Source organism: Komagataeibacter xylinus (assembly GCF_009834365.1).
GTDB classification, from domain to species: domain Bacteria; phylum Pseudomonadota; class Alphaproteobacteria; order Acetobacterales; family Acetobacteraceae; genus Komagataeibacter; species Komagataeibacter xylinus_D.
In genome coordinates this window covers 3,481,854-3,503,080 of the sequence record NZ_CP041348.1, presented here as the reverse complement: position 1 = coordinate 3,503,080, position 21,227 = coordinate 3,481,854, and the positions used below count along the sequence as shown (strand labels likewise).

Sequence of the window (21,227 nt, the reverse complement as noted above, 5' to 3'; positions counted from 1 at the left end):
GGGGGTATGTAACAAAGGGAGTGGCTGTTCGGGTGGCTTTGGTCTAGTCTTGTCCCTTCACCGGCCCTGATGTGTTGAACAGGAAGAGAGCATTGTCCACGGACGAGATTGTCGATCCCACGATTGCCCCTTCCGATCAGGTCAAGCGTTTCCTGCGGCATGTGGGCGTGCCCGTGGGGTGCGTGGTGGGCATTATTGCCATCATCGCAGGCTTTGGCTGGCACTCCTACCGCACGGTGCGCACCGGCGCGCTCGCCCTGACGCATGAACTGCTGGTCAGCCAGCAGGATTACATCGCCAAGGAAGTCAATTCCTTCCTCGCTCCGGCATCGGCGGGCAGCGTGGTGGCACGCGACATGCTCGAACATGGCGCGCCCGCGGTGGAACAGAAGATCTTCATGGGCTACAGCAGCACCATGCTGCGCAACGTGCCGCAGATCCAGTCATTCTATATCGCTGACGGCGATGGCAATTTCAGCACGCTCGAACATGGCGAGAACGATCAGCAGGTGGCTCTGACCACCCTGGTCCGGCAGGCGGACAAGCCGCCCATCTTCACCCATGAACTGCGTGATGCCAACGGCAAGGTGCTCAGGCAGTGGCAGACCCCCGCAGGCAGCTATGACCCGCGTGGCCATGCCTGGTTTGCTGATACAGTCAAGGCAGGGCAACTGCACTGGACCCATCCCTATATCGTGGAAGTGACCCGTCAGCTGACGCTGACGGCGGCCATTCCCTATAAGGGGATGGACGACAAGACCTATGTCTATGCCATCAACATGTCGCTGGCGCATCTGAACAAATTCCTCAATTCCCTGCGCATCGGTGAGAGCGGCAACGCCATCCTGATGGATCGCGAGGGGCATGTGCTGGCAGGCCACGGCATGCAGGAGGCCGAGGCCGCCGCAGGCGGCGACCCCGACAGGATGAAGCTCGACCCCAAGCACTTTCCGGTCATGACCAAGGCGTTTGACGAATACCGCGTTCATGGCGATGGCGCGCGCACGGTCAAGGTTCACGGCAAGAATTACGTCACCATCACCGCCAACCTGCCGGTTGGCAGCGATAGCTGGGTGCTGCTGCTCGTGGCGCCGGAGGATGATTTCTCGCAGTTTGCCATGGCGGATGGGCGGCAGAACCTGCTCTTTACCGTGCTGGTCGTGATGCTGGCCTCGGGGCTGGGGCTGCTTTTGTTCCTGCAGGCGCGCCGGGCCGACCGCATGCGTGAGCAGATTGCCAGCTCCCGCGCCGTGGCCAATTACGAGAGTCATGCCCTGCAGTCGGTTGCGACCTATCCGGACCTGTTCAACCCGGAAGACAATGCCCTGCTGCTGACCGAGACCCTGGCCGATCAGTCCCATGCCCGGCGGGCCGCCATCTGGCGCATCCTGCATGACGGGCACACGCTGATGTGCATCGATTCCTACGACCGGCAGCAAGATGTGCATTCCGGTGGCTTCGAGATGGCCACAACGGACCTCAAGACCTTCTTCGATGCCGTCTCGCATGGTGATGCGCTGACAACGGAAAATGCGGCGGCCGATGAGCGGGTCGGGTCGTTCTACCGCATCTACATGCGCTCGTTTGGCAGCCGGGCGCTGTTTTGCAGCCCCATCCTGGGCAGCAGCGGCCCGGTGGGCGTGATCACGCTTGAGGATGCGCCGCGGGCGGAGGTGGTCTCCCATTTCGTGGAAATGGTGGCAGGCGTTACGGCGGCACGCTTCTCGGCGCAGCATTACACGGCGGTCGCCGCCGCGCGTGAGGAACTGGAATCCGAGCCTTCGCCTGATGAAGTGGCGCATGATCCCAACCAGGGCTTCCTGCTCGCGCCCGGCAGCCTGGGCATGAACGGCCAGCCTGCGGCGCAGGATCTGGCCAATATGGAAGGGTTCTTCCCTGCCGTAGCCATCATGGTCATCAGCCTGTCGGACATGGTCATGACGGCCCAGAACGACCCGATGGCCAACCTCAAGCTGATCGATATGATGGCAGGCATGCTGCAGGACATCGCCCGTCAGTGCGGGCTGTTCTCCATCCGCATGCTCGGCCACCGCGTGGTGTGCGTGGCGGGCTGCTCACATACACCCGACAAGGGTGCGGTCTTCCGCATGGCCAACGCGGCGCTGATGATGCGTGAAAACACGCTGGCCGTGCTGGCGAAGGAGGATCTTGACCCCGTCTTCCGCATCGGCATTGATGTCGGCCCCGTCTTTGGCGGCATGCTCGGCAAGGCGCCGCAGGCCTTCAACCTGTGGGGCGATGCCATGGGCATGGCCGAGATGATGGCCCAGGGCGCGCCCGATGTCGGCACCATTCAGGTGACGGAGGATGTCTACCACCAGCTGCGCCAGAACTTCCTGTTCCGTGAGCGCGGGCGCTTCTTCATTCCCGGCGCGGGGCTGACGCGCACCTATGTGCTGGCCGGGCGGCGATGACAGAAAACGCTTCCCCGCCGCCCGAACAGGAGGCATCAAGCGTGCTGGCCCAGATGGCCCCGCCAGAGGAGAGCAGGGACACCGGCCGCTTCGCCACGCTGGTCGGGCGTTTTGCGCCATGGCTTGCCGCGCTGGGGCGGCTGACGCGCCATCAGGTCCGCTTCACGCTGCTGCTGATCGGGGCGGGGTGGGGCACGCTGCGCGAGAGCCTGCGCCCCAATTCATGGCGCAGGCCGGTCATCTATGAATTTCGCGCCACCTTGCGGCAGGTGATTGGTGGCGGTTTTCTGAGCATTGTCATTACCGCAACACTCGCGGGCCTCATGGTCGTGTCGCAGGCGGCGTACTGGCTGGGTTATGCTGGCATGGCGCAGATGACAGGCTCGATCCTGGTCTCGGTGCTGGTGCGTGAAATCTCGCCCATTCTCGTGGGGATCATCCTGATGGGTCGTAGCGGCATGCTGTCACTGACCGAGATCGGCATGATGGTGCTTGGCGGCGAAGTACGTGGCCTGCAGGCGCGGGGCATCGATCCCTTCCTCGTACTGGTCATGCCGCGCACCTTTGCCTTTACGGTGGGCGGCTTTACGCTTGGCATGATCTTCGCGGTCGTATCGCTGCTCATGGGTTTCGTGGTGGCACATGCCAGCGGGGCGATCACGTCCTCGGTCTGGACGTTCTTCTTCAACGTGCTGGCCGCCATGACCACGTGGGATTACCTCGTCATCCCGCTCAAATTCGTGCTGGTCGGTTTCTTTGTCGGGCTGGGGGCGTGCATTTCGGGGCTGACCGTAAGCAGTAACGATACGATGGCCACCATCATGCCGCGCGGCTTTGCCCGCGGGATCATGCTGGTGCTGGTGGTCAATATCCTCTTCATGCTGGATTTCTGACCATGGCAGCAAACGCGCCCCTGCTGGAACTACGCGATGCCGTACCTTCGTTCGAGGAAAGCGGCCTCATGCCCGCGCCCTACAACCTGCGCATCATGCCAGGCGAATGCGCGGTGATCGACTGCCGTGACTTCGAGCGCGCCGCCATGTTCGCTGATCTGTGCACGGGCATGATCCCGCTCACGCAGGGCAGCATCAAGTTCATGGGGCTGGACTGGAGCACGCTGTATGACCGGCAGCTCAATGCGCTGCGCGGGCGTATTGGCCGTATCTCGCGCCATGGCAGCTGGCTGAGCCTGTTTGGCACGCATCTCAACATCATGCTGCCACACCTGTACCATACGACAGACCCGTTCGAGCACGTGGTCCGGCGCGCAACCGAGCTTGGGCATACATTCGGCTTTCCCGGCCTGCCCATTACCGCGCCAGACCGGCTTTCAGGCGCGGATCTGGCACGGGCGGCCTGCGTGCGCGCCTTCATGGGGCGGCCAGACCTGCTGATACTGGAAGATATTTCCGACATGCTGCCAGAAGAGACGGTCCTGCCGTTTTTTGAGACGATGACCGCCGCGCGCGACCGTGGCTGCGGGGTGCTGTGGTTCGTCCGCTCCTCTGCTGCGTGGCATGCATATCGCAAGGCGGTGAATATCCACATGCGCCTTCTCGACGAAGGTCTTTTTTCCCTGCGGGTGGTGTAATGGTGCAGAAACAACAGTCAGACGGAATCCGGCAGCTTGTGCGCGTCCGTTACGCCGATGAATGGGTGGGCATCCTTGTTCTGGTCGCCCTGATCATCCTGTTTGGCGCGGTAATCGAGGCTGGCGTGCTGCGCGACTGGCTCACGCCCGCGGGTCGGCTGCGCATCGTCCTGCCAGAAGACGGGGTGAGCGGTCTTTCCGTTGGCGATGACCTTGAGGTGATGGGCATCCATGCGGGCACGGTGCGCCGCGTGCGCATCAACCCGTCGGGCGGCATGTACGCCGTGGCCGAGATCGATCCGGATATCGAACCCTATATCCGCCATGACAGCACGGCCATCATCCGCAAGCGTTTCGTTGTGGCGGGGGCGAGCTATATCGACATCTCGCGTGGCGTGGGCGAGAAGCTGGACTGGAGCTATGCCGTGCTCAGTGCCACCAACGCGCCCAACCCGGCCGATACCATTACCCAGACCTTCAGTGACATCCGCGACCGTGTGATCCCTGTTCTTGATAACGCCCAGCACATGATGGCAACGCTGGATGCCACCATTACCGACATGCATGCGGGCAAGGGCTCCATCGGGCGGCTCATGACCAATGATGACCTGATCCGCCAGGCGGAACAGATGATCACCAGCCTTGACGCCACGGTCAGCCAGTTGACCCCGATCGAGAAGCAGCTTGCCGTCGTTATGGACAAGGCCAGTGCCTCGATGAGCAACGTGCAGAAGGCGACGGGCGACCTGAGCAATGCCACGCCCGCCATTACCGGCAACCTGAAGGATGCCAGCCAGCAGCTGCCGGTCCTTCTGGTGCAGGCCCAGACCACGGCCAGCAGCCTGCAGAAGCTGGTTGACCAGATGCGGGGCATGTGGCTGCTGGGTGGCAGCGGCAACAAGGTGAAGCAGCGCCACGCCCGTCTTCCCGCGCAGAAGGTGCAGCCATGAAGATGAAAAAAAACTACGCGACCCTGGGCCTGGCACTGGCCCTTGCCGCCTGCGGCGGGGCACAGAAGGCCGCCCCCCCGACCGACAGCACCCTGTCGCAGGATATGGATACCGGGCACGATGCCGTAGGGCTTGACCGGCTTGCGGTGGCCGAGCAGCAGTACCGCGCGGCAGGCCAGCGTGCCGTAGCGCGTGATGATGTAACGGCCATAGGCGATGCAGGCTACAATCTGGCCACCGTGCAGCTTGATGAAAACAAGCCGCAGGATGCCTTGGCCACCATCACCTCAACCCGCGCGGCGGTGGCGCTGCGCGGGCAGGCCACCGATGATACGGGGCTGGACCTGGTGCAGGCTGGTGCGCTGCACCGACTGGGCCGCGAGGCCGAAGCCGCGAAACAGGCTGCCCTTGCCGCAGGTGCGCAGGATCCTGACATTGCCGAGAAAGGCCAGTTCATTCGCGGGCTGATTGCCGATGAGAGCGGGGATGGCGCGACACTTGCCTCGGTCGCGGCGTATTTCGAAACACTGACCGGCAAGCTGCCCGATAGCTGGACCGCAGATGGCAAGGAGATGGCGGCCCGTAACCTGCTCGCCACCGGCGGCAGTGCCCAGACCGCCTGGCAGGATGCGCTGCAGGCCGCGACCATCCGCCAGACACAGGTGCATTACCGTGACATGGCCCGCGCCCTTGGCGTAGCCGCCCGTGCGGCGACCAAGGCAGGCAATGTGCAGGCTGCAGCCCAGCTTTATGCCCGCGCCAGCCAGAGCGCGCGGCAGGCCGGCGATACGACGGCAGCCGACCAGTGGGCCAAACTTGCGGGTACGGCCCCGGTTGCCGATCCCTTTGCGGCACCGGCCGCAACCGCGGCTAAAGACACGGCAGGAAAAAGCGGGAAATAGCAGCCCGATGCCCTGTGGAGCGCATGCGCACTGCAGGCAATTTTTTTCGATATAAGGTTAAGGGTGATCGTTCAGCCCGGCAAGGCAACTTCATGACAGATGAACGCACCTTGCCGTCGGCCTTTCGAGGCAGACGGCGTTACGGAAAAGGATGTCTGGTTCTGCCATGACCAGCACCTGCATGCCCAGCTTGCCGCGCGGATCATTGAAGGGCTGGACCTGTAGGGACGGTTTCCGATCGTGCCTTAGCCAGTCAGGCTGACCCGCTTTTCAGCAAGCGGGGAAGGCTGCGTCCCGTGAAGCTTTTTAAAAAGCTTCACCTGCAATTTCTTTATGATTTTCAGGATATTTCCCGGGCGGCCTTTTCAGGCAAAACCCGGGAAAAGAGCAGGAGGGGCATGCAGCCCCATTCTGCTCAGGCCAGGCTGTCCAGTTCGGTATGCCGCTCGATCAGCGTGGTGCTGGCCGTGTTCAGCCCGGTCAGGCGCACCAGCATGCCCTGCGCCTTCATCCGGCCCACCAGTTCTTCCACTGCGCCTGCTGCCGTCATGTCCCACAGATGGGCGTGGTTGAGATCGATGGTGATGTCGCGGGCGGTATCATGCAGGTCGAATGCATCGGTAAACCCGTCCGATGACGCAAAGAACACCTGCCCGTTCACGATATAGGTGCGGCTGTAGCCGTCGGGCGAGAGCGTGCTGGTGACCGACAGCATGTTCGACACCTGAAAGGCGAAGAACAGGCCATTGAGCAGCACGCCCACGGCCACGCCTGCCGCAAGGTCATGCGTGCCCACCACAACCGCCACGGTGGCCAGCATGATGATGCTGGTCGTGCGCGGGTGGTGCGCGAGATCACGCAGCGAACCCCATGAGAATGTGCTGGCCGAGACCATGATCATGATCGCGACAAGGGCTGCCACCGGCACCTGCGCCACCCATGGCCGCAGGGCAACCATCAGCAGTAGCAGGAATGCACCCGCCACGAAGGTGGAAAGCCGCCCCCGCCCGCCATAGCGCAGGTTGCCCACCGTCTGGCCAATCATGCCGCAACCCGCAATGCCGCCAAACAGGCCCACCGCAATGTTGGCCACGCCAAGGCCCATGCATTCCTGCTTTTTGCTGCTGTGGGTGTCGGTCATGTCATCGACCACGCGGGCGGTCATCATGGATTCGAGCACGCCCACGCTGGCCATGGCCAGGGCGTAAGGCGCGATGATGCCTAGCGTATCAAGCGAGAAGGGCACATCGGGCCAGACCAGATGCGGCAGGCTGTCGGGTAGGCGGCCCAGATCGGCTACCGTGTGCAGCGGCATGGGGTAGGCCACGGCTACCGCCGTGAGCACCACGATGCAGATGAGCGGCGAGGGGATGGCGGTAAAAAAGCGCGGCACCGTGTAGATGATGACAAGCCCCAGCGCGATCATTGCATAGGTATGCCACGTGACATGCAGCATGTGTGGCAACTGGGCCGAAAAGATCAGGATGGCCAGCGCGTTGACGAACCCGGTGCGCACCGGGCGCGAGACGTAGCGCATGAGCACGTCAAGCTTGAGGATGCCGAACACAACCTGCAGCAGGCCGCACAGGAGGGTCGCCGCCAGCAGGTACTGCACGCCATGCCCGCGCACCAGCGCCGCCGCTACCAGCGCCACCGAGCCCGCGGCCCCCGAGATCATGCCCGACCGCCCGCCCGTGAACGCAATGACCACGCTGATGACAAAGGAGGCATAAAGGCCAACGGTCGGGTCTACCCCCGCCACGAAGGAAAAAGCGATGACCTCGGGGATCAGCGCGAACGTTCCGACCATCCCGGCCAGGGTGTCGCGCGTGATGTTGCCGAACCATTCGTGGCGGTAGCGGGCGAGTGCTGACATGTAAAAAACGGGGCCTTTCAGGGTAGGATCAGGTGTCGGCTATGGTCATGTCCGCGCGCCGCCACCAGCATTGGGGGGCCGCACGGGGCTGGGGCAGGACCGCGAGCGGGTCGCCGGTGTAACGGACCGTGTTGGTGGGCGTTTCTTGTATTTCGATGGCCGCACAGGTGAGTGCCCCGCCATCGGCGGCAAGGAAGGCATTGAGCTTGGCCATGAGCAGGCAGGCCAGCAGCTCGGTCGTGGGGTCGCCCGGCGTGACCATGATGCGGGCCGCGCGCTGTGGTTCATGCGCGTGGAACCAGCCCAGAAGCGGGTCGCCCTCGCCAAGTTGCAGTGCATGGTCAACATGGTTGTCGATAAAGCCGTGCCACACGCCTTTGGCGCGTTCGAAGGGCACGAGCATGTTGGTGCTGCCATCAAGCGGTGCGGGTGTTGTTGCGCGCAGGTGCACGCGCACATATTCATTATGCCCGTGCGGCAGGGCGCAGCGCTCGCTGCTGCCTGCCAGCAGCCGGTGCGCCATGGAAAAGCGGCGGCTGAAGACCAGTTCAAACATGGTGTTTTTGTGCCATGAACCGCTCCCACCCCGCCTTGCGCAGCAGGCAGGCCGGGCATGTGCCACACCCATGGCCCCATTCATGCAGCACGCCCCGCGTGCCGATGTAGCAGCTATGGCTCTCGTGGTTGATCAGTTGCACCAGCGCATCGCCGCCCATCTGCTCGGCCAGATCCCATGTCTGGGCCTTGTCGATCCACATGAGCGGGGTATGGAGGATGTAATGACTGGCCATGCCCAGGTTGAGGGTCACCTGCAGGGACTTGATCGTGTCATCGCGGCAGTCGGGGTAGCCGGAATAATCTGTCTCGCACACGCCGGTCACGATGTGGCGGATATTGCGGCGCGCGGCCAGGGCTGCGGCGAAGGTGAGGAAAATGATGTTGCGACCGGGCACGAAGGTGTTGGGTAGCCCGCCCTCGGTCAGCGCAATTTCCGCCTCACGCGTCAGTGCCGTGTCCGACACGGTGCCAAGGGCTGCAAGGTCAAGCGTGTGATCGGCGCCGAGGCGCTGCGCCCATGTGGGGTTGAGCCGCGCCATGCCATCGCGCAGCGTGGCGCGGCATTCCAGTTCCACTGCATGCCGCTGCCCGTAATCAAAGCCCAGCGTTTCCACCCGGCCAAACTGCGCCAGCGCCCAGGCAAGGCAGGTGGCCGAATCCTGGCCGCCGGAAAACAGGACCAGGGCCGCTTCGTTCTCGGGCTTCGAGGGGGGAGGGGCAACGCTCATGTTCAGGGGATCCCGATCAGCTTGTGGGTCTGGAGCGACAGCCGCCATTGCGGGTGGCGCATGCAGTAGTCAACCGCTGCCGCCGTGTTCTGGTTGCGGCGCGCATCATCCATGGGCTGGAGCCAGAACTGCCCGAAGTCCAGTCCCGCCACATCGGTGGGTGGCAGGCCGGGCTGGGGGTAGACCAGCTTGAGTTCATGCCCCGATTTCTGCACCAGCTCAGCGCCCGCCTTGGGGCTGACGCACAGCCAGTCTATGCCGGCGGGGGCGGCTACGGTGCCGTTGGTTTCCACCGCGATTTCAAACCCGCGTGCATGCATGGCGGCAATCAGCGCCGCATCAAGCTGGAGCAGGGGCTCGCCGCCGGTAAACACCACGAAGGCCCGAGCGGCATCCGGGCCGGACCATTGTGCGGCGATGGCATCGGCCAGCGCATCGGCATCGGCAAAGCGGCCGCCGCCTGCGCCATCCGTTCCGATAAAATCCGTATCACAGAACTGGCAGATGGCCTTTGAGCGGTCGCGCTCCAGCCCGCTCCACAAATTGCACCCTGCAAAGCGGCAGAACACGGCCGTGCGGCCGGCTTGTGCGCCCTCACCCTGCAGGGTGGGGAAGATTTCCTTTACAGTGTAGGACATGTTCCAGATTTCGTGATGCACGTGGCCGGATTACAGGCCCAGCATGGGAAAATGCCCCGGCCGGACCTCGCCCGGCCGCGTCGGGTTCAGCCCTGTTTGTGGGATGTATGCATGCCCAGCCGGTCCAGCAACTGCCGGTCGCGCAAGGCTGCGGGATTGGGCGTGGTCAGCAGGCGCTCGCCATAGAAAATGGAGTTGGCACCAGCCAGAAAGCACAGGGTCTGGGCTTCATCGGTCATGTCCTCGCGGCCTGCGGCAAGGCGCACGCGGCTGGCGGGCATGGTGATGCGGGCGGCGGCGATGGTGCGCACGAACTCGATCGGATCAACCACTTCAGCCCTGTCGGCCAGGGGCGTGCCTTCCACACGCACGAGCATGTTGATCGGCACGCTCTCCGGGTGGCGGGGCAGGCTGGCCAGCGTTGCGATCATGCCTGCGCGGTCGGTGCTGTCCTCGCCCATGCCCACGATCCCGCCACAGCAGACATTGATGCCCGCATCGCGCACGTTCTCCAGCGTATCGAGCCGGTCCTGGAAGGTGCGGGTCGAGATGATGTCGCCATAATATTCGGGCGAGGTATCAATGTTGTGGTTGTAGTAGTCCAGCCCGGCATCCCTGAGCCTGTGTGCCTGGCTGTTGTCGAGCATGCCCAGGGTCACACAGCTTTCCAGCCCCAGTGCCTTCACGCCTTCGACCATGGCGCACACGGTCTCGAGGTCATGCTCCTTGGGGCTGCGCCAGGCGGCGCCCATGCAGAAGCGCGCGGCACCGGCAGCCTTGGCGGCACGGGCTTCCTTCAGCACTTCTTCCACCGCCATGAGGCGGCTGGCCTTGACGCCGCCATCTTCGTGCATCGCACTCTGCGGGCAGTAGGCGCAGTCCTCGGGGCAGCCGCCGGTCTTGATCGACAGCAGGGTGGAGATCTGCATTTCCGTGGGGTCAAAACGCGCACGGTGCACGGTCTGGGCCCGGTAGATCAGGTCGGGGAAGGGCAGGGCCATGAGGGCCGCGACTTCATCGCGCGTCCAGTCCGTGCGGACGGGGGGCATGGGGGTGCCATGCAACGGCAGGGTATCCGGGCTGCTCCCATCGGGCATCGGGCTTGGGTCCTCTGGCAGGTGTTGGAAAAAAACGCTTCCGGCTGTGCCATACAAAACCGGCGATGACCACTCTTTTATTCCTGTGGGGCCATCGCCGGAAGCAGGGATCAGCCCAGCACGCGGGCCAGTGTCGTGCCCAGTTCGGCAGGGCTGGGGGCGATATGGATGCCCGCCTCGCGCAGGGCCTCGATCTTGGCACTCGCGGTCTCGTGCCCGCCGGTAATCACGGCACCCGCATGGCCCATGCGGCGGCCGGGAGGGGCGGTGGCACCGGCAATGAAGCCCACGACCGGCTTGTGCGTGCCGCTGGCGCGGATCAGTTCCGCCCCATCGATTTCCGACGTGCCGCCGATCTCGCCGATCATGACGATGGAATGCGTATCGGGATCCTCGATCATGCGGGCGAGCACATCGGTGAAGTCCATGCCCTTGACCGGGTCGCCGCCAATGCCCACGCAGGTGCTCTGCCCCTGGCCGATGGCGGTGGTCTGGGCCACGGCCTCGTAGGTCAGGGTGCCCGAGCGCGAGACGATGCCCACATGCCCGCGGCGGTGGATGGGGCCGGGCATGATGCCGATCTTGCATTCATCGGGCGTGATGATGCCGGGGCAGTTGGGGCCGATGAGCAGGCTGCCCGACTGCTCGAGGGCGGCGCGCACGCGCACCATGTCCTGCACGGGAATGCCCTCGGTAATGCACACGATTAGCGGAATGCCGGCGGCGATGGCCTCAAGGATTGCATCGGCGGCGCCTGCGGGCGGCACGTAGATGACCGAAGCCTCAGCTCCGGTTGCGGCCCGCGCCTGCGCCACGGTGTCGAACACCGGCAGGCCCAGATGCACGCTGCCGCCCTTGCCGGGGGTTACACCGCCGACCATGTGGGTGCCGTAGGCCAGCGCCTGCTCGGTGTGGAAGGTGCCCTGCGCGCCGGTAAAGCCCTGCGTGATCACCTTGGTGGATTTGTTGACGAGAATGGACATGGGCTTCAGGCTCCCGCGTTACGGACGGCGGCTACGATCTTGCGGGCGGCATCGCCCAAATCATCGGCGGGGATGATGGTCAGGCCGGATTCAGCGAGCAGCGCTTTGCCGCGATCGACATTGGTGCCTGCCAGACGCACCACCAGCGGCACGTTCAGCCCGGTCTCGTGCGAGGCGGCGATGATGGCCTCGGCAATCACGTCGCAGCGCATGATGCCGCCAAAGATGTTGACCAGGATGCCGCGCACCTTGGGGTCGCCGATCAGGATGCGGAAGGCTGCCGCCACGCGCTCCTTTGACGCGCCACCACCGACATCGAGGAAGTTGGCAGGCTCCTCGCCTTCCATCTTGATGATGTCCATCGTGGCCATGGCCAGACCCGCGCCGTTGACCATGCAGCCGATATTGCCGTCCAGCCCTACATAGGCCAGGCCATATTCGGCGGCTTCGCGCTCACGGGGGTCTTCCTCGTGCTCGTCGCGCAGCTTCGCAATCTCGGGGTGACGGTAGAGCGCGTTCTCGTCGAACGACATCTTGGCGTCGAGCGCCAGCAGGTCGCCCGCACCGGTCACGACCAGCGGGTTGATCTCGACAATGGCGGCGTCAAGGCCCGTGAACGCGGTATAGGCCGCGCGCACCACGGCCTGGAACGCGCGGATCTCGCGTCCCTTCAGGCCCAGGCGCACGGCCAGTTCGCGTGACTGGTAGTCGCACAGGCCCTTCGCGGGGTCGATATATTCCTTGAAGATGCGCTCGGGCGTGCGGGCGGCGACCTCCTCGATTTCCATGCCGCCATCGGGGGATGCGACAATGACCACGCGCCCGGTTACCCGGTCGACCAGCATGGAAAAATACAGCTCGCGCGCGATGTCGCAGCCGGATTCGACATACAGCGTGCGCACGAGGCGGCCCGCAGGCCCGGTCTGCTTGGTCACGAGTACCTGGCCGAGCATGGCGTGGGCGGCCTCGGCCACCTCGGCAGGGGTGCGGGCGAGGCGCACGCCGCCCTTGCCCTCGGGCTTGCCCGCAAAATGCCCGGCGCCGCGCCCACCGGCGTGGATCTGCGCCTTGACCACGGTAACCGGCGCGCCAAGCGCCTTTGCTGCGGCGGTGGCTTCATCGGCCGTGGTGGCGGCATGTCCTTCAGGCACGGGCATGCCGTAGGAGCGCAGGAGCGCCTTGGCCTGATATTCATGAATATTCATGTGGCGACCCAATCTGTCGTTCTTATTGGTGGTGTCGGGCTAGGCCCCTAGCATGATTTGGGCGCGCAATGACAGGGGTGGGATGGTGTCAGGATTGGCGTAAACATGAAACATGTGTCATGTCCTCCTCATCAATGGCACGCAGCGCGCGCCTTCATGGAGAAAAAGCACAAGAGCAGGTTGCGATGAAACACTGGCGCATTGAACAGATGAACTGGAACAGTTTCGACCCGCAACGGGTGGACCCTGACATGATACCCGTCATCAAGGCGGCATCGGTCGTGGAGCGTAATGGCCTTGATTACGCCCGCTACCTGAAGAATGTCTTTGCCGATGACCCCGCTTTTGCCCGTGCGGCGGATAACTGGGCGGAAGAAGAAGTGCAGCATGGCGATGCGCTGGGCCGCTGGGCCATGCTGGCCGACCCGAGCTGGGACTACATGGCCGCGTTCGCCCGCTACCGGCAGGCCTACAGCCTCGACCTTGACGTGGATGCCTCCATACGCGGCTCACGCACGGGGGAACTGATCGCGCGCTGCATGGTCGAGACGGGCACGTCCTCCTTCTACACCGCCCTGGCCGATGCCACCGACGAGCCCCTGCTCAAGGCCATATGCAAACAGATTGCCGCCGATGAATACCGGCATTTCAAGCTGTTCTATGACCACATGCGCCGCTACCTGCGGCGTGAGCGCCTGGGCGCATGGCAGCGCACCCGCATAGCGCTGGGCCGGGTGACGGAAAGCGAGGATGACGAACTGGCCTCCGCCTTCCACACCACCAATGAGTCCGCCTCCATGCCCTACGATCACCGCCGCTGCATCGCGGCCTACATGTCGCGCGCGCTGCGGCTGTACAAGCCGCGCCATGCCGTGCGGGTCACGGGCATGATCCTCAAGACCATAGGCTGGACGCCCCACGGGCGGCTGAACGGGCTGATCAGCAGCGCGGTGTACCGCCTGCTCATGATGCGCCAGCGCAAATTCGCGCGAATGACCGCCGCAGCCTGACCACAGGCAGTTGCATGAAAGGAATGAAGACTGAATGAAGGTGCGTGACATCAGGGCGGGGCAGGCTGCCATCATCGCGGCGGGCTGCCTGTTCATGGCAGGAACCGCGCGGGCGGACGACGTGCCTGCAACGCCCGCCCCGGATGCTACCGTGGCTCCGGTCCCGGCCCAGCCTCCGGTTCCGGCCATTCCTGTGGCTCCGGTTCAGGCCCCGACCTCAGCCCCGGCCGCGCCTGTGGCACCCGTTCCAGCCCCGACCTCGGCTCCGACCGCTCCCGTGAATCCAGTTCCGGCCCCAGCCGCTGCTGCGGCCCCAGCTACGGCTCCGGCCAGCGGGGCGCAGGCGCCCACCGAGCCGCCGGTCAGTGATGCCACGCGCGCCGAACGGCTCATGGCATCGCAGGTGGGGCTGCTGCACTTTACATCGGCGGGTTTTCATAGCGGTCTTGTGCGCCATATCGTCCTGTTCCGCTTTCTGCCCACCATTACCGATGACCAGCGTGCCGAGGTGGTGCGCCGGTTCATGGCGCTGGCCCGCACCTCGCGCCGCGAGGACGGATCGCCCGTGGTGGTCTCGATCGAGACCGGTGCGCAGATCAGCGGCGAGGGCGTGGATGACGGCCTGCAGCAGGCCTTCGTGGTCACCTTCCGCTCGGAGGGAGATCGCAATTATTACGTGGGCCGCCCGGTCGTGACCGACCCGGCCTATTTCGACCCCGCGCATGAAGCCTTCAAGAAATTCGCGGCACCCTATATCGTCAGCACCCTCGTATTTGACTATGCCGTTGCACCCGCGCATCCCGTGCGCAAGGCGCCGGTCCAGACCGGGCGCGCGGCGCAGGTTCCCCAGCAGCAGGGCTGACGGGCCGGGCACACTTGCCACCAAGGAGTGAAACTACATGACCACCGTGACCCTCGGGCACCTTGATGAAACCGTGCAGCAGGCCTCCGCCGCCGCTGTTGCCCGCGTGCTTGAAGCCTATGAGCTGGAAATCGAATACGTCGTCGCCCCGCGCGCTGAGATGATCGAGCACATGCGCCGTGGCGATGTGGACCTGTTCGTCTCGGCCTGGCTGCCTGAGGTGGATGCAGCCTTCCTTGCCCCGGAACTGGGCATGGAAGCCTTCGGCCAGCTTTATCGGCCCGCCTTTGGCTGGGGCGTGCCCGAGGCCGCGGCTACGGGTGTGACCTCGGTAGCCGGGCTTGCCGCAGCGGACTGCCCCGTAAACCGCGAGATCGTGACCCCCGCCTCGCTGCTTGACCGGGTGCGCCAGGTCGTGGCCGCCTATAACCTGACCGAAGCAGGCTACACCATCGCCTCGCGGCCTGATGCGCAGGCCTATGATCACGCAGCCCAGGTGCTTGAGGGCAGCCTGCCCGAGATCATTCCCGCCTGGCAGCCTTCCTTCGTGCATTATGGCCAGAAGCTGCTGTCACTCGATGACCCCAAGGGTAGCTATGGCACGGAGCAGGATGCCCGTATCCTGCTGCGCTCGGCCATTCGTGGCGACATGGACAGCGACCTGCTTGATGAGCTTGATGAGCTGACGCTGGGCAACAAGGTGGTCAGCGCGCTCGACCATGCCATGCGCTTCGAGGGCATGAGCGCTGAAGATGCCGCCGAGGCCTGGCAGCGCGGCAAGCTGCTGCCGCGCTGAGGCCTGCCATGACCCGCGATGAAAGCGCCGTTCCTGCCCCGCATGACGGGCGTGATGCCGGGCTGCTGGCCCAGTACGAGCATTACCCCTATCCCGCCCGCGACCCGCGTGAGGAAAAAAGCAGGCTGCTGATTGGCAGTCCCAGCCACCTGCGCGAGATCGATTACTGGGTGTTTGGTGCCACCCGCCCGCGTTCGCAGAAGCTGCGGGTGCTGGTGGCGGGATGCGGCACGGGCGATGGCGCGATCATGCTGGCTACCCACATGGCGCGTGCCGGGCGGCCGGGTGAGGTGCTGTGCCTCGACCGCTCGCCCGCAGCCCTCGACATTGTCAGCAAACGTGCGGCGGCGCGCGGGCTGGAGAACATGCGCTTCGTGCGCGGTGACCTGACCGATATCGCGCAGGTGGCTCCTGGCCCGTTCGATTATATTGACTGCTGTGGCGTGCTGCATCATCTGCCTGACCCCGATGCCGGGCTTGCCGCACTCGAGCGCGTGCTCGCGCCCGGTGGAGGCATGGGGCTGATGGTCTATGCGCCTTATGGCCGCACGGGCGTGTATATGCTGCAGGACGCCCTTGAGCGCCTCGCCCCGGTGGAGGAAGCCCCCAAAGGGCGGCTCGACGTGGCCCGCCGCGTCATGCGCCATCTGCCCGCCACGGCCTGGTTGCGGCAGAACACCAATTTTGGCGATCACCTGACCGGGGGCGATGCGGGGCTGTATGACCTGCTGCTCAACCCGCGTGACCGCGCCTATGACATTACCGCCTTTCACGCCCTGCTTGACCGCGCGGGGCTTGCGGCAGCGTGTCTGATGGAACCCGCCCGTTATGATCCCGCCCTGCTGCTGCCCGACCCGCGCCTGCGCGAGCGGATCGCAGCCCTGCCTGAACGCGCCCGTCAGGCCGTGGCGGAGGACGTGGCAGGCAACATGGCCACGCATGTCGCCTATGTGCGCCGTGTGAGCGAGCCGGTCACACGGGCTGACCCGTTTGCGCCAGATGCCGTACCCATCATGCGCGAGATACCCGGCCTTGAACTCGCCCGCATGATGGGGGCCGATGACCGGCTGCCCTTTGCGTTCGGCACGCTTCAGGTCGCCATTGCCCTGCCGCCGCAGGCACGTGGCATCCTGCCGCTGATCGACGGTGAGCGCACGGTGGTTGATCTCGCTGCCATCATGGAAACGCGGGGTGTCTCGGCCAGCCGCTTTGCCAAAATCTGGGCGCAGATGTTCACCACGCTGGAATCGCTCAACCGGGTGCTGCTGCGCGCGCCTGCCTGAGCCATGCATACTGACAGGCAGCCTGGCCATGTGTTGGCCGTGGTCATATTCGGGGCGAAGCTGCAACCCGATGGCGCGCCGGGGCGCACATTGTGGCTGCGGTTGGCTGCGGCCCATGCCTTCGGCGTGGCCCATGCCCCGGTGCTGTATATTCCGACTGGTGGCCCCTCCCGCCCTTCCGGCATGCGGGAGGGTGAGGTCATGGCCACGGTGCTCGGGGCCGCGGGCGTGCCGCCTGATGCGCTGCTGGTGGAGGACACGGCCCCCGACACGTTGGCCTCCGTCATTGCCTGCACGCGGCTGCTGCGCCAGCGCGGGCATGAAGGACCTGTGGCGGTGGCGAGCAGCGCCTATCACCTGCCACGCTGCCTTGTGCTCATGCGCATGATGGGCTGGACGGTAGTGCGCGTGCCACCACCACCCGTGCCCGCCGCGCGCCGTTGGGTCAGGCGGTGGTGGTGGCGTATGCGTGAGGTCGTGGCCCTGCCGTGGGATGTGCTGCTGTTGGCTGCCCACCTGCTGCGCGCCGGGCGTGATGGTGATTGACACTGCCCGCCCCAGCCCGCATCACGCGGATGAACCCAAGAACCATAGTTAGTCTGGATGGAAGTCATGCCTGTGCAAGCCTTTGTTTTCCCCGGTCAGGGAAGTCAGTCAGTTGGAATGGGGCGTGACCTCGCCGAGGCCTTCGCCCCGGCGCGCGAAGTGTTTCAGGAAGTTGATGAGGCGCTGGGCCAGCATCTCTCCAAGCTCATGTTCGACGGCCCGATGGAGGACCTGACCCGCACCGACAACGCCCAGCCCGCGCTCATGGCCGTCTCGCTGGCCGTGCTGCGGGTGCTTGAGCGCGAAGGCGGCGTGGACCTTAAGCGTGATGTGGCCCTGGTGGCCGGGCACTCGCTGGGCGAATATTCCGCCCTTGCGGCCGCCGGTGCGCTCGGCATTGCCCAGACAGCCCGCTTGCTGCGCCTGCGCGGCAACGCCATGCAGGCAGCGGTGCCGCCGGGCAAGGGTGGCATGGCGGCGCTGATTGGCGTGGGCATGGACATGGCGCGCGCCGCCAGCCTGTGCGCCGAGGCCGCGACGTTTACCGATGAAGCGGGTAAAACGCACAACCAGATCATCGAAGTGGCCAATGATAATGGCGGCGGCCAGGTGGTCGTGGCAGGCGAGATGGCGGCAATCGACCGCGTGATCGACCTCGCCAAGGCGCAGGGCGTCAAGCGCGCGCTCAAGCTGTCAGTCTCCGCCCCCTTCCACTGCTCGATGATGGAACCCGCTGCCGAAGCCATGCGCAAGGCGCTGGACGAGGCCGAGATCAAGGCTCCCGTCGTGCCCGTGGTGGCCAACGTAACGGCGGCCAAGGTGACCGACCCGGCCACGATCCGTGACCTGCTGGTGCGCCAGATTACCGGCACCGTGCGCTGGCGCGAAAGCGTGGATGCCATGGTGGCCATGGGCGTGGACAGCTTTGTCGAGATTGGCTCTGGCAAGGTGCTGGCGGGGCTGGTCAAGCGCATCAATGGCGATGTCGCGACCCGCTCGGTGGGCACGCCGGCGGATATCGAAGCCTATCTGGCCACGCGCTGAAACAACGCCCCGGCCCGCGTGCCGGGGGCATTCTGATTGATGGATACCGAAGGGAACAGACGGCTCATGTTCAGGCTGGATGGAAAAGTAGCGCTGGTGACCGGCGCATCGGGGGGAATCGGGCGCGAGATCGTGCGCGCGCTGCATGCGCAGGGGGCCACGGTGGTGCTGTCAGGCACGCGTCAGGCCGTGCTGGATGAGGTTGCAGCCAGCATCGGGGCCGAGGGCGGCGCCGAGCGCCTGTATGTCTGCCCCGCTGACCTGTCGGATGCCACGGCGGCCGATGCGCTGGTCGCGGCAGCCGAGGAAAAGGCAGGAGCACCTCTGGCCATTCTGGTCAACAACGCGGGGCTTACGCGCGATACGCTTGCGATTCGGATGAAGGATGAGGACTGGAACCGCGTGCTCGACGTGGATCTTGCTGCCCCCTTCCGCCTGTGTCGCGCTGCACTCAAGGGCATGCTGCGCCGCAGGGCGGGGCGCATCATCAACATCGCCTCGGTTGTGGGGGTCACGGGCAATGCAGGCCAGGCCAACTACGCCGCCGCCAAGGCGGGCATGATCGGCATGGGCAAGTCGCTGGCGCAGGAAGCAGGCAGCCGTGGCGTGACCGTAAACACGCTGGCGCCGGGCTTCATCCAGACCGCCATGACCGACGTGCTGCCTGAAGCGCAGAAGGAAAAGCTCGTCGGCTCCATCCCGCTTGGCCGCATGGGCCAGCCCGGTGATATCGCGCCTGCGGTGGTCTATCTGGCGTCGGATGAGGCCGGATGGGTCACGGGAACGACGCTTCATGTCAATGGCGGCATGGCGATGGTCTGAGCAATGTGATATTTTGCTGGACAGCGGGCCTGAAGTGACAAAAAAGATAGTCCTGACAGCCCAGCTGTCCCCTTAATTGCGGGGCGTGCGGACAGGAAATGCAAACGCTGCCTTGGCGATTGCGTCAAAACCGTGCTAATCGCCCGCAGCTTCGTCCGAAGCGGGCCGGTGTACATCATTGGTTTGCAGGGACGTTACAGGACGAACACGTTTCGAACCGCCCGTTTCTTCAGGGGCAGACAGGAAGCAGAGACAGATGAGCGAAATCGCCGATAAGGTTAAGAAGATCGTAGTCGAGCACCTCGGTGTTGACGAAAGCAAGGTCACCCCGGATGCCTCTTTCATCGACGATCTGGGCGCCGACAGCCTCGACACGGTCGAGCTGGTCATGGCGTTCGAGGAAGCGTTCAGCGTCGAGATCCCCGAGGATGCAGCTGAAAAGATCACGACCGTGAAGGACGCGATCGACTACATCGAAAAGCAGAAAGCTGCCTGATCGACCCGTTTGTCGATCATAGTTTACTACGAATTCAGTCAGGTATCGTTACTTTCAGGAAGCAGGGCGGGTTGATGCAGTCTACCGGATCAATGTCTGGACAGCGGCGCGTTGTCGTAACCGGTATGGGCATGGTCAGCCCACTCGGACTGGGTGTTGAGCGCAACTGGTCGCGTATCGTGGCCGGAGAGAACGGTTTTGGCCGTATCTCGTCGTTCGACGCCTCTGACCTGCCCGCGCAGGTCGCGGGTGAGGTGCCCGCAGGGCCTACGGAAAGTGGCGGCCTGACCCTTTCGGACTGGGTGCCCGTCAAGGACCAGAAAAAGATGGACCGCTTCATCCATCTCGGTCTTGTCGCGGCTACCGAGGCGGTCGAGGATTCGGGCTGGAAGCCGGAATCAGAAGAGGATCGCTGCCGCACCGGCGTCATGATCGGTGCTGGCATCGGTGGTCTTCAGACCATCTACGAGGCATCCGTGACGGTAAAGGAAGGCCGGGCCCGCAGGCTTTCGCCTTTCTTCATTCCGTCCGCCCTGATCAACCTGGTCTCCGGGCATGTCTCGATCAAATACGGATTCAAGGGGCCGAACCATTCGGTTGTCACCGCCTGCGCCACCGGCGTGCACGCCATTGGCGATGCCGCCCGCATGATCATGCTCGGCGATGCCGACGTGATGGTGGCCGGCGGCGCCGAAGCTGCCGTGTGCCCACTGGGCATTGCGGGGTTCTGCTCCGCCAAGGCGCTGTCCACCCACTTCAACGACACTCCGGAAAAAGCCTCCCGCCCGTGGGACCGCGACCGCGACGGTTTCGTGATGGGTGAGGGCGCCGGTATCGTGGTGCTGGAAGAATACGAGCACGCCAAGGCGCGTGGCGCCAAGATCTATGCCGAGGTGATCGGCTACGGCATGTCAGGTGATGCGCACCACATCACGGCGCCTGCCGCCGGGCATGAAGGGGCGTTCCGCGCCATGCAGAACGCCGTGCGTAGCGCGGGTCTGACTACGGCTGACATTCAGTACGTCAACGCCCATGGCACCTCCACCATGGCCGATGACCTTGAGCTTGATGCCGTCGAGCGCCTGTTTGGCGATGATGCGCGCAAGCTGGCCATGTCTTCCACCAAATCGGCCACGGGTCACCTGCTTGGTGCCGCGGGCGCGGTCGAGGCGATCTATTCCATCCTCGCCATTCGTGACAATGTTGCGCCGCCCACGCTCAACCTCGACAATCCCTCACGCGAGAGCGTGATCGACCGGGTGGCGCACACGGCGCAGGAGCGCAAGATCGACACGATCCTGTCCAACAGCTTCGGCTTTGGCGGCACCAACGCCAGCATCATCCTGCGCGGCGTGTAGGACCGGGGCGCTCAAGGGCGCCCCTTTTTATTTTCAGCCATAGGGTA

The 21,227-nt window shown here is 64.5% G+C and carries 22 protein-coding genes; 15 read left to right on the top strand and 7 right to left on the bottom strand.

Annotated features, from left to right (window positions below):
- Positions 1–92: 92 nt before the first annotated feature.
- From FMA36_RS16715 to FMA36_RS19810, 6 genes are all read left to right on the top strand, one after another.
- Positions 93–2,435 carry an adenylate/guanylate cyclase domain-containing protein gene (locus FMA36_RS16715; protein ID WP_159263410.1) on the top strand — a complete coding sequence of 781 codons (2,343 nt, stop codon included), beginning with the start codon at positions 93–95 and terminating at the stop codon, positions 2,433–2,435.
- Positions 2,436–2,488: 53 nt separating this feature from the next.
- A complete protein-coding gene (locus FMA36_RS16710) occupies positions 2,489–3,328 on the top strand; it encodes an MlaE family ABC transporter permease (RefSeq protein ID WP_408885662.1) in 840 nt (279 codons plus the stop codon).
- A gap of 2 nt (positions 3,329–3,330) precedes the next feature.
- Positions 3,331–4,026 (top strand): P-loop NTPase family protein, encoded by a 696-nt coding sequence (locus tag FMA36_RS16705; protein WP_159263406.1) that lies wholly within the window; start codon positions 3,331–3,333, stop codon positions 4,024–4,026.
- A complete protein-coding gene (locus FMA36_RS16700; RefSeq protein WP_159263404.1) occupies positions 4,026–4,976 on the top strand; it encodes an MlaD family protein in 951 nt (316 codons plus the stop codon). Before FMA36_RS16705 ends, FMA36_RS16700 begins: the two co-directional genes overlap by 1 nt.
- Positions 4,973–5,878, top strand: a complete 906-nt coding sequence (locus tag FMA36_RS16695; protein ID WP_159263402.1) for a hypothetical protein — start codon at positions 4,973–4,975, stop codon at positions 5,876–5,878. The genes FMA36_RS16700 and FMA36_RS16695 overlap by 4 nt, the downstream gene beginning before the upstream one ends.
- A 99-nt stretch (positions 5,879–5,977) precedes the next feature.
- Positions 5,978–6,103, top strand: coding sequence for a hypothetical protein (locus FMA36_RS19810; RefSeq protein WP_276612592.1), 126 nt, complete (start codon positions 5,978–5,980; stop codon positions 6,101–6,103).
- Between the two features lie 190 nt (positions 6,104–6,293).
- Here FMA36_RS19810 and FMA36_RS16690 read toward each other — a convergent pair whose 3' ends face one another.
- The 7 genes from FMA36_RS16690 to sucC all read right to left on the bottom strand — a co-directional run bounded on the left by FMA36_RS16690 (position 6,294) and on the right by sucC (position 12,963).
- Positions 6,294–7,754, bottom strand: a complete 1,461-nt coding sequence (locus tag FMA36_RS16690) for a SulP family inorganic anion transporter (protein WP_159263400.1) — start codon at positions 7,752–7,754, stop codon at positions 6,294–6,296.
- Positions 7,755–7,782: 28 nt separating this feature from the next.
- Positions 7,783–8,310 (bottom strand): 6-pyruvoyl trahydropterin synthase family protein, encoded by a 528-nt coding sequence (locus FMA36_RS16685; protein WP_159263398.1) that lies wholly within the window; start codon positions 8,308–8,310, stop codon positions 7,783–7,785.
- Positions 8,303–9,040 (bottom strand): 7-cyano-7-deazaguanine synthase QueC, encoded by a 738-nt coding sequence (gene queC, locus FMA36_RS16680; protein WP_159263396.1) that lies wholly within the window; start codon positions 9,038–9,040, stop codon positions 8,303–8,305. Before queC ends, FMA36_RS16685 begins: the two co-directional genes overlap by 8 nt.
- Positions 9,041–9,042: 2 nt before the next feature.
- The gene (queE, locus tag FMA36_RS16675; protein WP_159263394.1) at positions 9,043–9,678 is read right to left on the bottom strand and encodes a 7-carboxy-7-deazaguanine synthase; all 636 of its coding nucleotides are present in this window, start codon (positions 9,676–9,678) and stop codon (positions 9,043–9,045) included.
- A gap of 86 nt (positions 9,679–9,764) precedes the next feature.
- Positions 9,765–10,775 (bottom strand): biotin synthase BioB, encoded by a 1,011-nt coding sequence (gene bioB, locus FMA36_RS16670; protein WP_159263392.1) that lies wholly within the window; start codon positions 10,773–10,775, stop codon positions 9,765–9,767.
- A 110-nt stretch (positions 10,776–10,885) separates the two neighbouring features.
- Positions 10,886–11,758, bottom strand: coding sequence for a succinate--CoA ligase subunit alpha (sucD, locus tag FMA36_RS16665; protein WP_078527083.1), 873 nt, complete (start codon positions 11,756–11,758; stop codon positions 10,886–10,888).
- A gap of 5 nt (positions 11,759–11,763) precedes the next feature.
- Positions 11,764–12,963 carry an ADP-forming succinate--CoA ligase subunit beta gene (sucC, locus tag FMA36_RS16660; protein WP_159263391.1) on the bottom strand — a complete coding sequence of 400 codons (1,200 nt, stop codon included), beginning with the start codon at positions 12,961–12,963 and terminating at the stop codon, positions 11,764–11,766.
- A 185-nt stretch (positions 12,964–13,148) separates the two neighbouring features.
- On the opposite strand from sucC, the gene FMA36_RS16655 reads away from it, so the two are divergent.
- The 9 genes from FMA36_RS16655 (at position 13,149) to fabF (ending at position 21,180) form a co-directional block, all read left to right on the top strand.
- Positions 13,149–13,973 carry an acyl-ACP desaturase gene (locus FMA36_RS16655; RefSeq protein ID WP_159263389.1) on the top strand — a complete coding sequence of 275 codons (825 nt, stop codon included), beginning with the start codon at positions 13,149–13,151 and terminating at the stop codon, positions 13,971–13,973.
- A 34-nt stretch (positions 13,974–14,007) separates the two neighbouring features.
- Positions 14,008–14,835: a Dabb family protein gene (locus FMA36_RS16650; RefSeq protein ID WP_408885637.1), complete on the top strand. Its 828-nt coding sequence runs from the start codon at positions 14,008–14,010 to the stop codon at positions 14,833–14,835.
- Positions 14,836–14,872: 37 nt separating this feature from the next.
- A complete protein-coding gene (locus FMA36_RS16645; RefSeq protein ID WP_159263387.1) occupies positions 14,873–15,631 on the top strand; it encodes a glycine betaine ABC transporter substrate-binding protein in 759 nt (252 codons plus the stop codon).
- Between the two features lie 8 nt (positions 15,632–15,639).
- The gene (locus FMA36_RS16640; RefSeq protein WP_159263385.1) at positions 15,640–16,914 is read left to right on the top strand and encodes a class I SAM-dependent methyltransferase; all 1,275 of its coding nucleotides are present in this window, start codon (positions 15,640–15,642) and stop codon (positions 16,912–16,914) included.
- A 3-nt stretch (positions 16,915–16,917) separates the two neighbouring features.
- Positions 16,918–17,460 carry a YdcF family protein gene (locus FMA36_RS16635; RefSeq protein WP_159263383.1) on the top strand — a complete coding sequence of 181 codons (543 nt, stop codon included), beginning with the start codon at positions 16,918–16,920 and terminating at the stop codon, positions 17,458–17,460.
- Between the two features lie 117 nt (positions 17,461–17,577).
- Positions 17,578–18,504, top strand: a complete 927-nt coding sequence (fabD, locus tag FMA36_RS16630; RefSeq protein ID WP_240906425.1) for an ACP S-malonyltransferase — start codon at positions 17,578–17,580, stop codon at positions 18,502–18,504.
- Positions 18,505–18,570: 66 nt separating this feature from the next.
- On the top strand, positions 18,571–19,326 hold the full coding sequence (gene fabG / locus FMA36_RS16625; RefSeq protein ID WP_159263380.1) for a 3-oxoacyl-[acyl-carrier-protein] reductase: 756 nt from the start codon (positions 18,571–18,573) through the stop codon (positions 19,324–19,326).
- 256 nt (positions 19,327–19,582) lie between these two features.
- Entirely contained in the window at positions 19,583–19,822 is a 240-nt protein-coding gene (locus FMA36_RS16620; RefSeq protein ID WP_003618476.1) for an acyl carrier protein, read from the top strand.
- 92 nt (positions 19,823–19,914) lie between these two features.
- The gene (fabF, locus tag FMA36_RS16615; protein ID WP_240906424.1) at positions 19,915–21,180 is read left to right on the top strand and encodes a beta-ketoacyl-ACP synthase II; all 1,266 of its coding nucleotides are present in this window, start codon (positions 19,915–19,917) and stop codon (positions 21,178–21,180) included.
- Positions 21,181–21,227 lie beyond the last annotated feature (47 nt).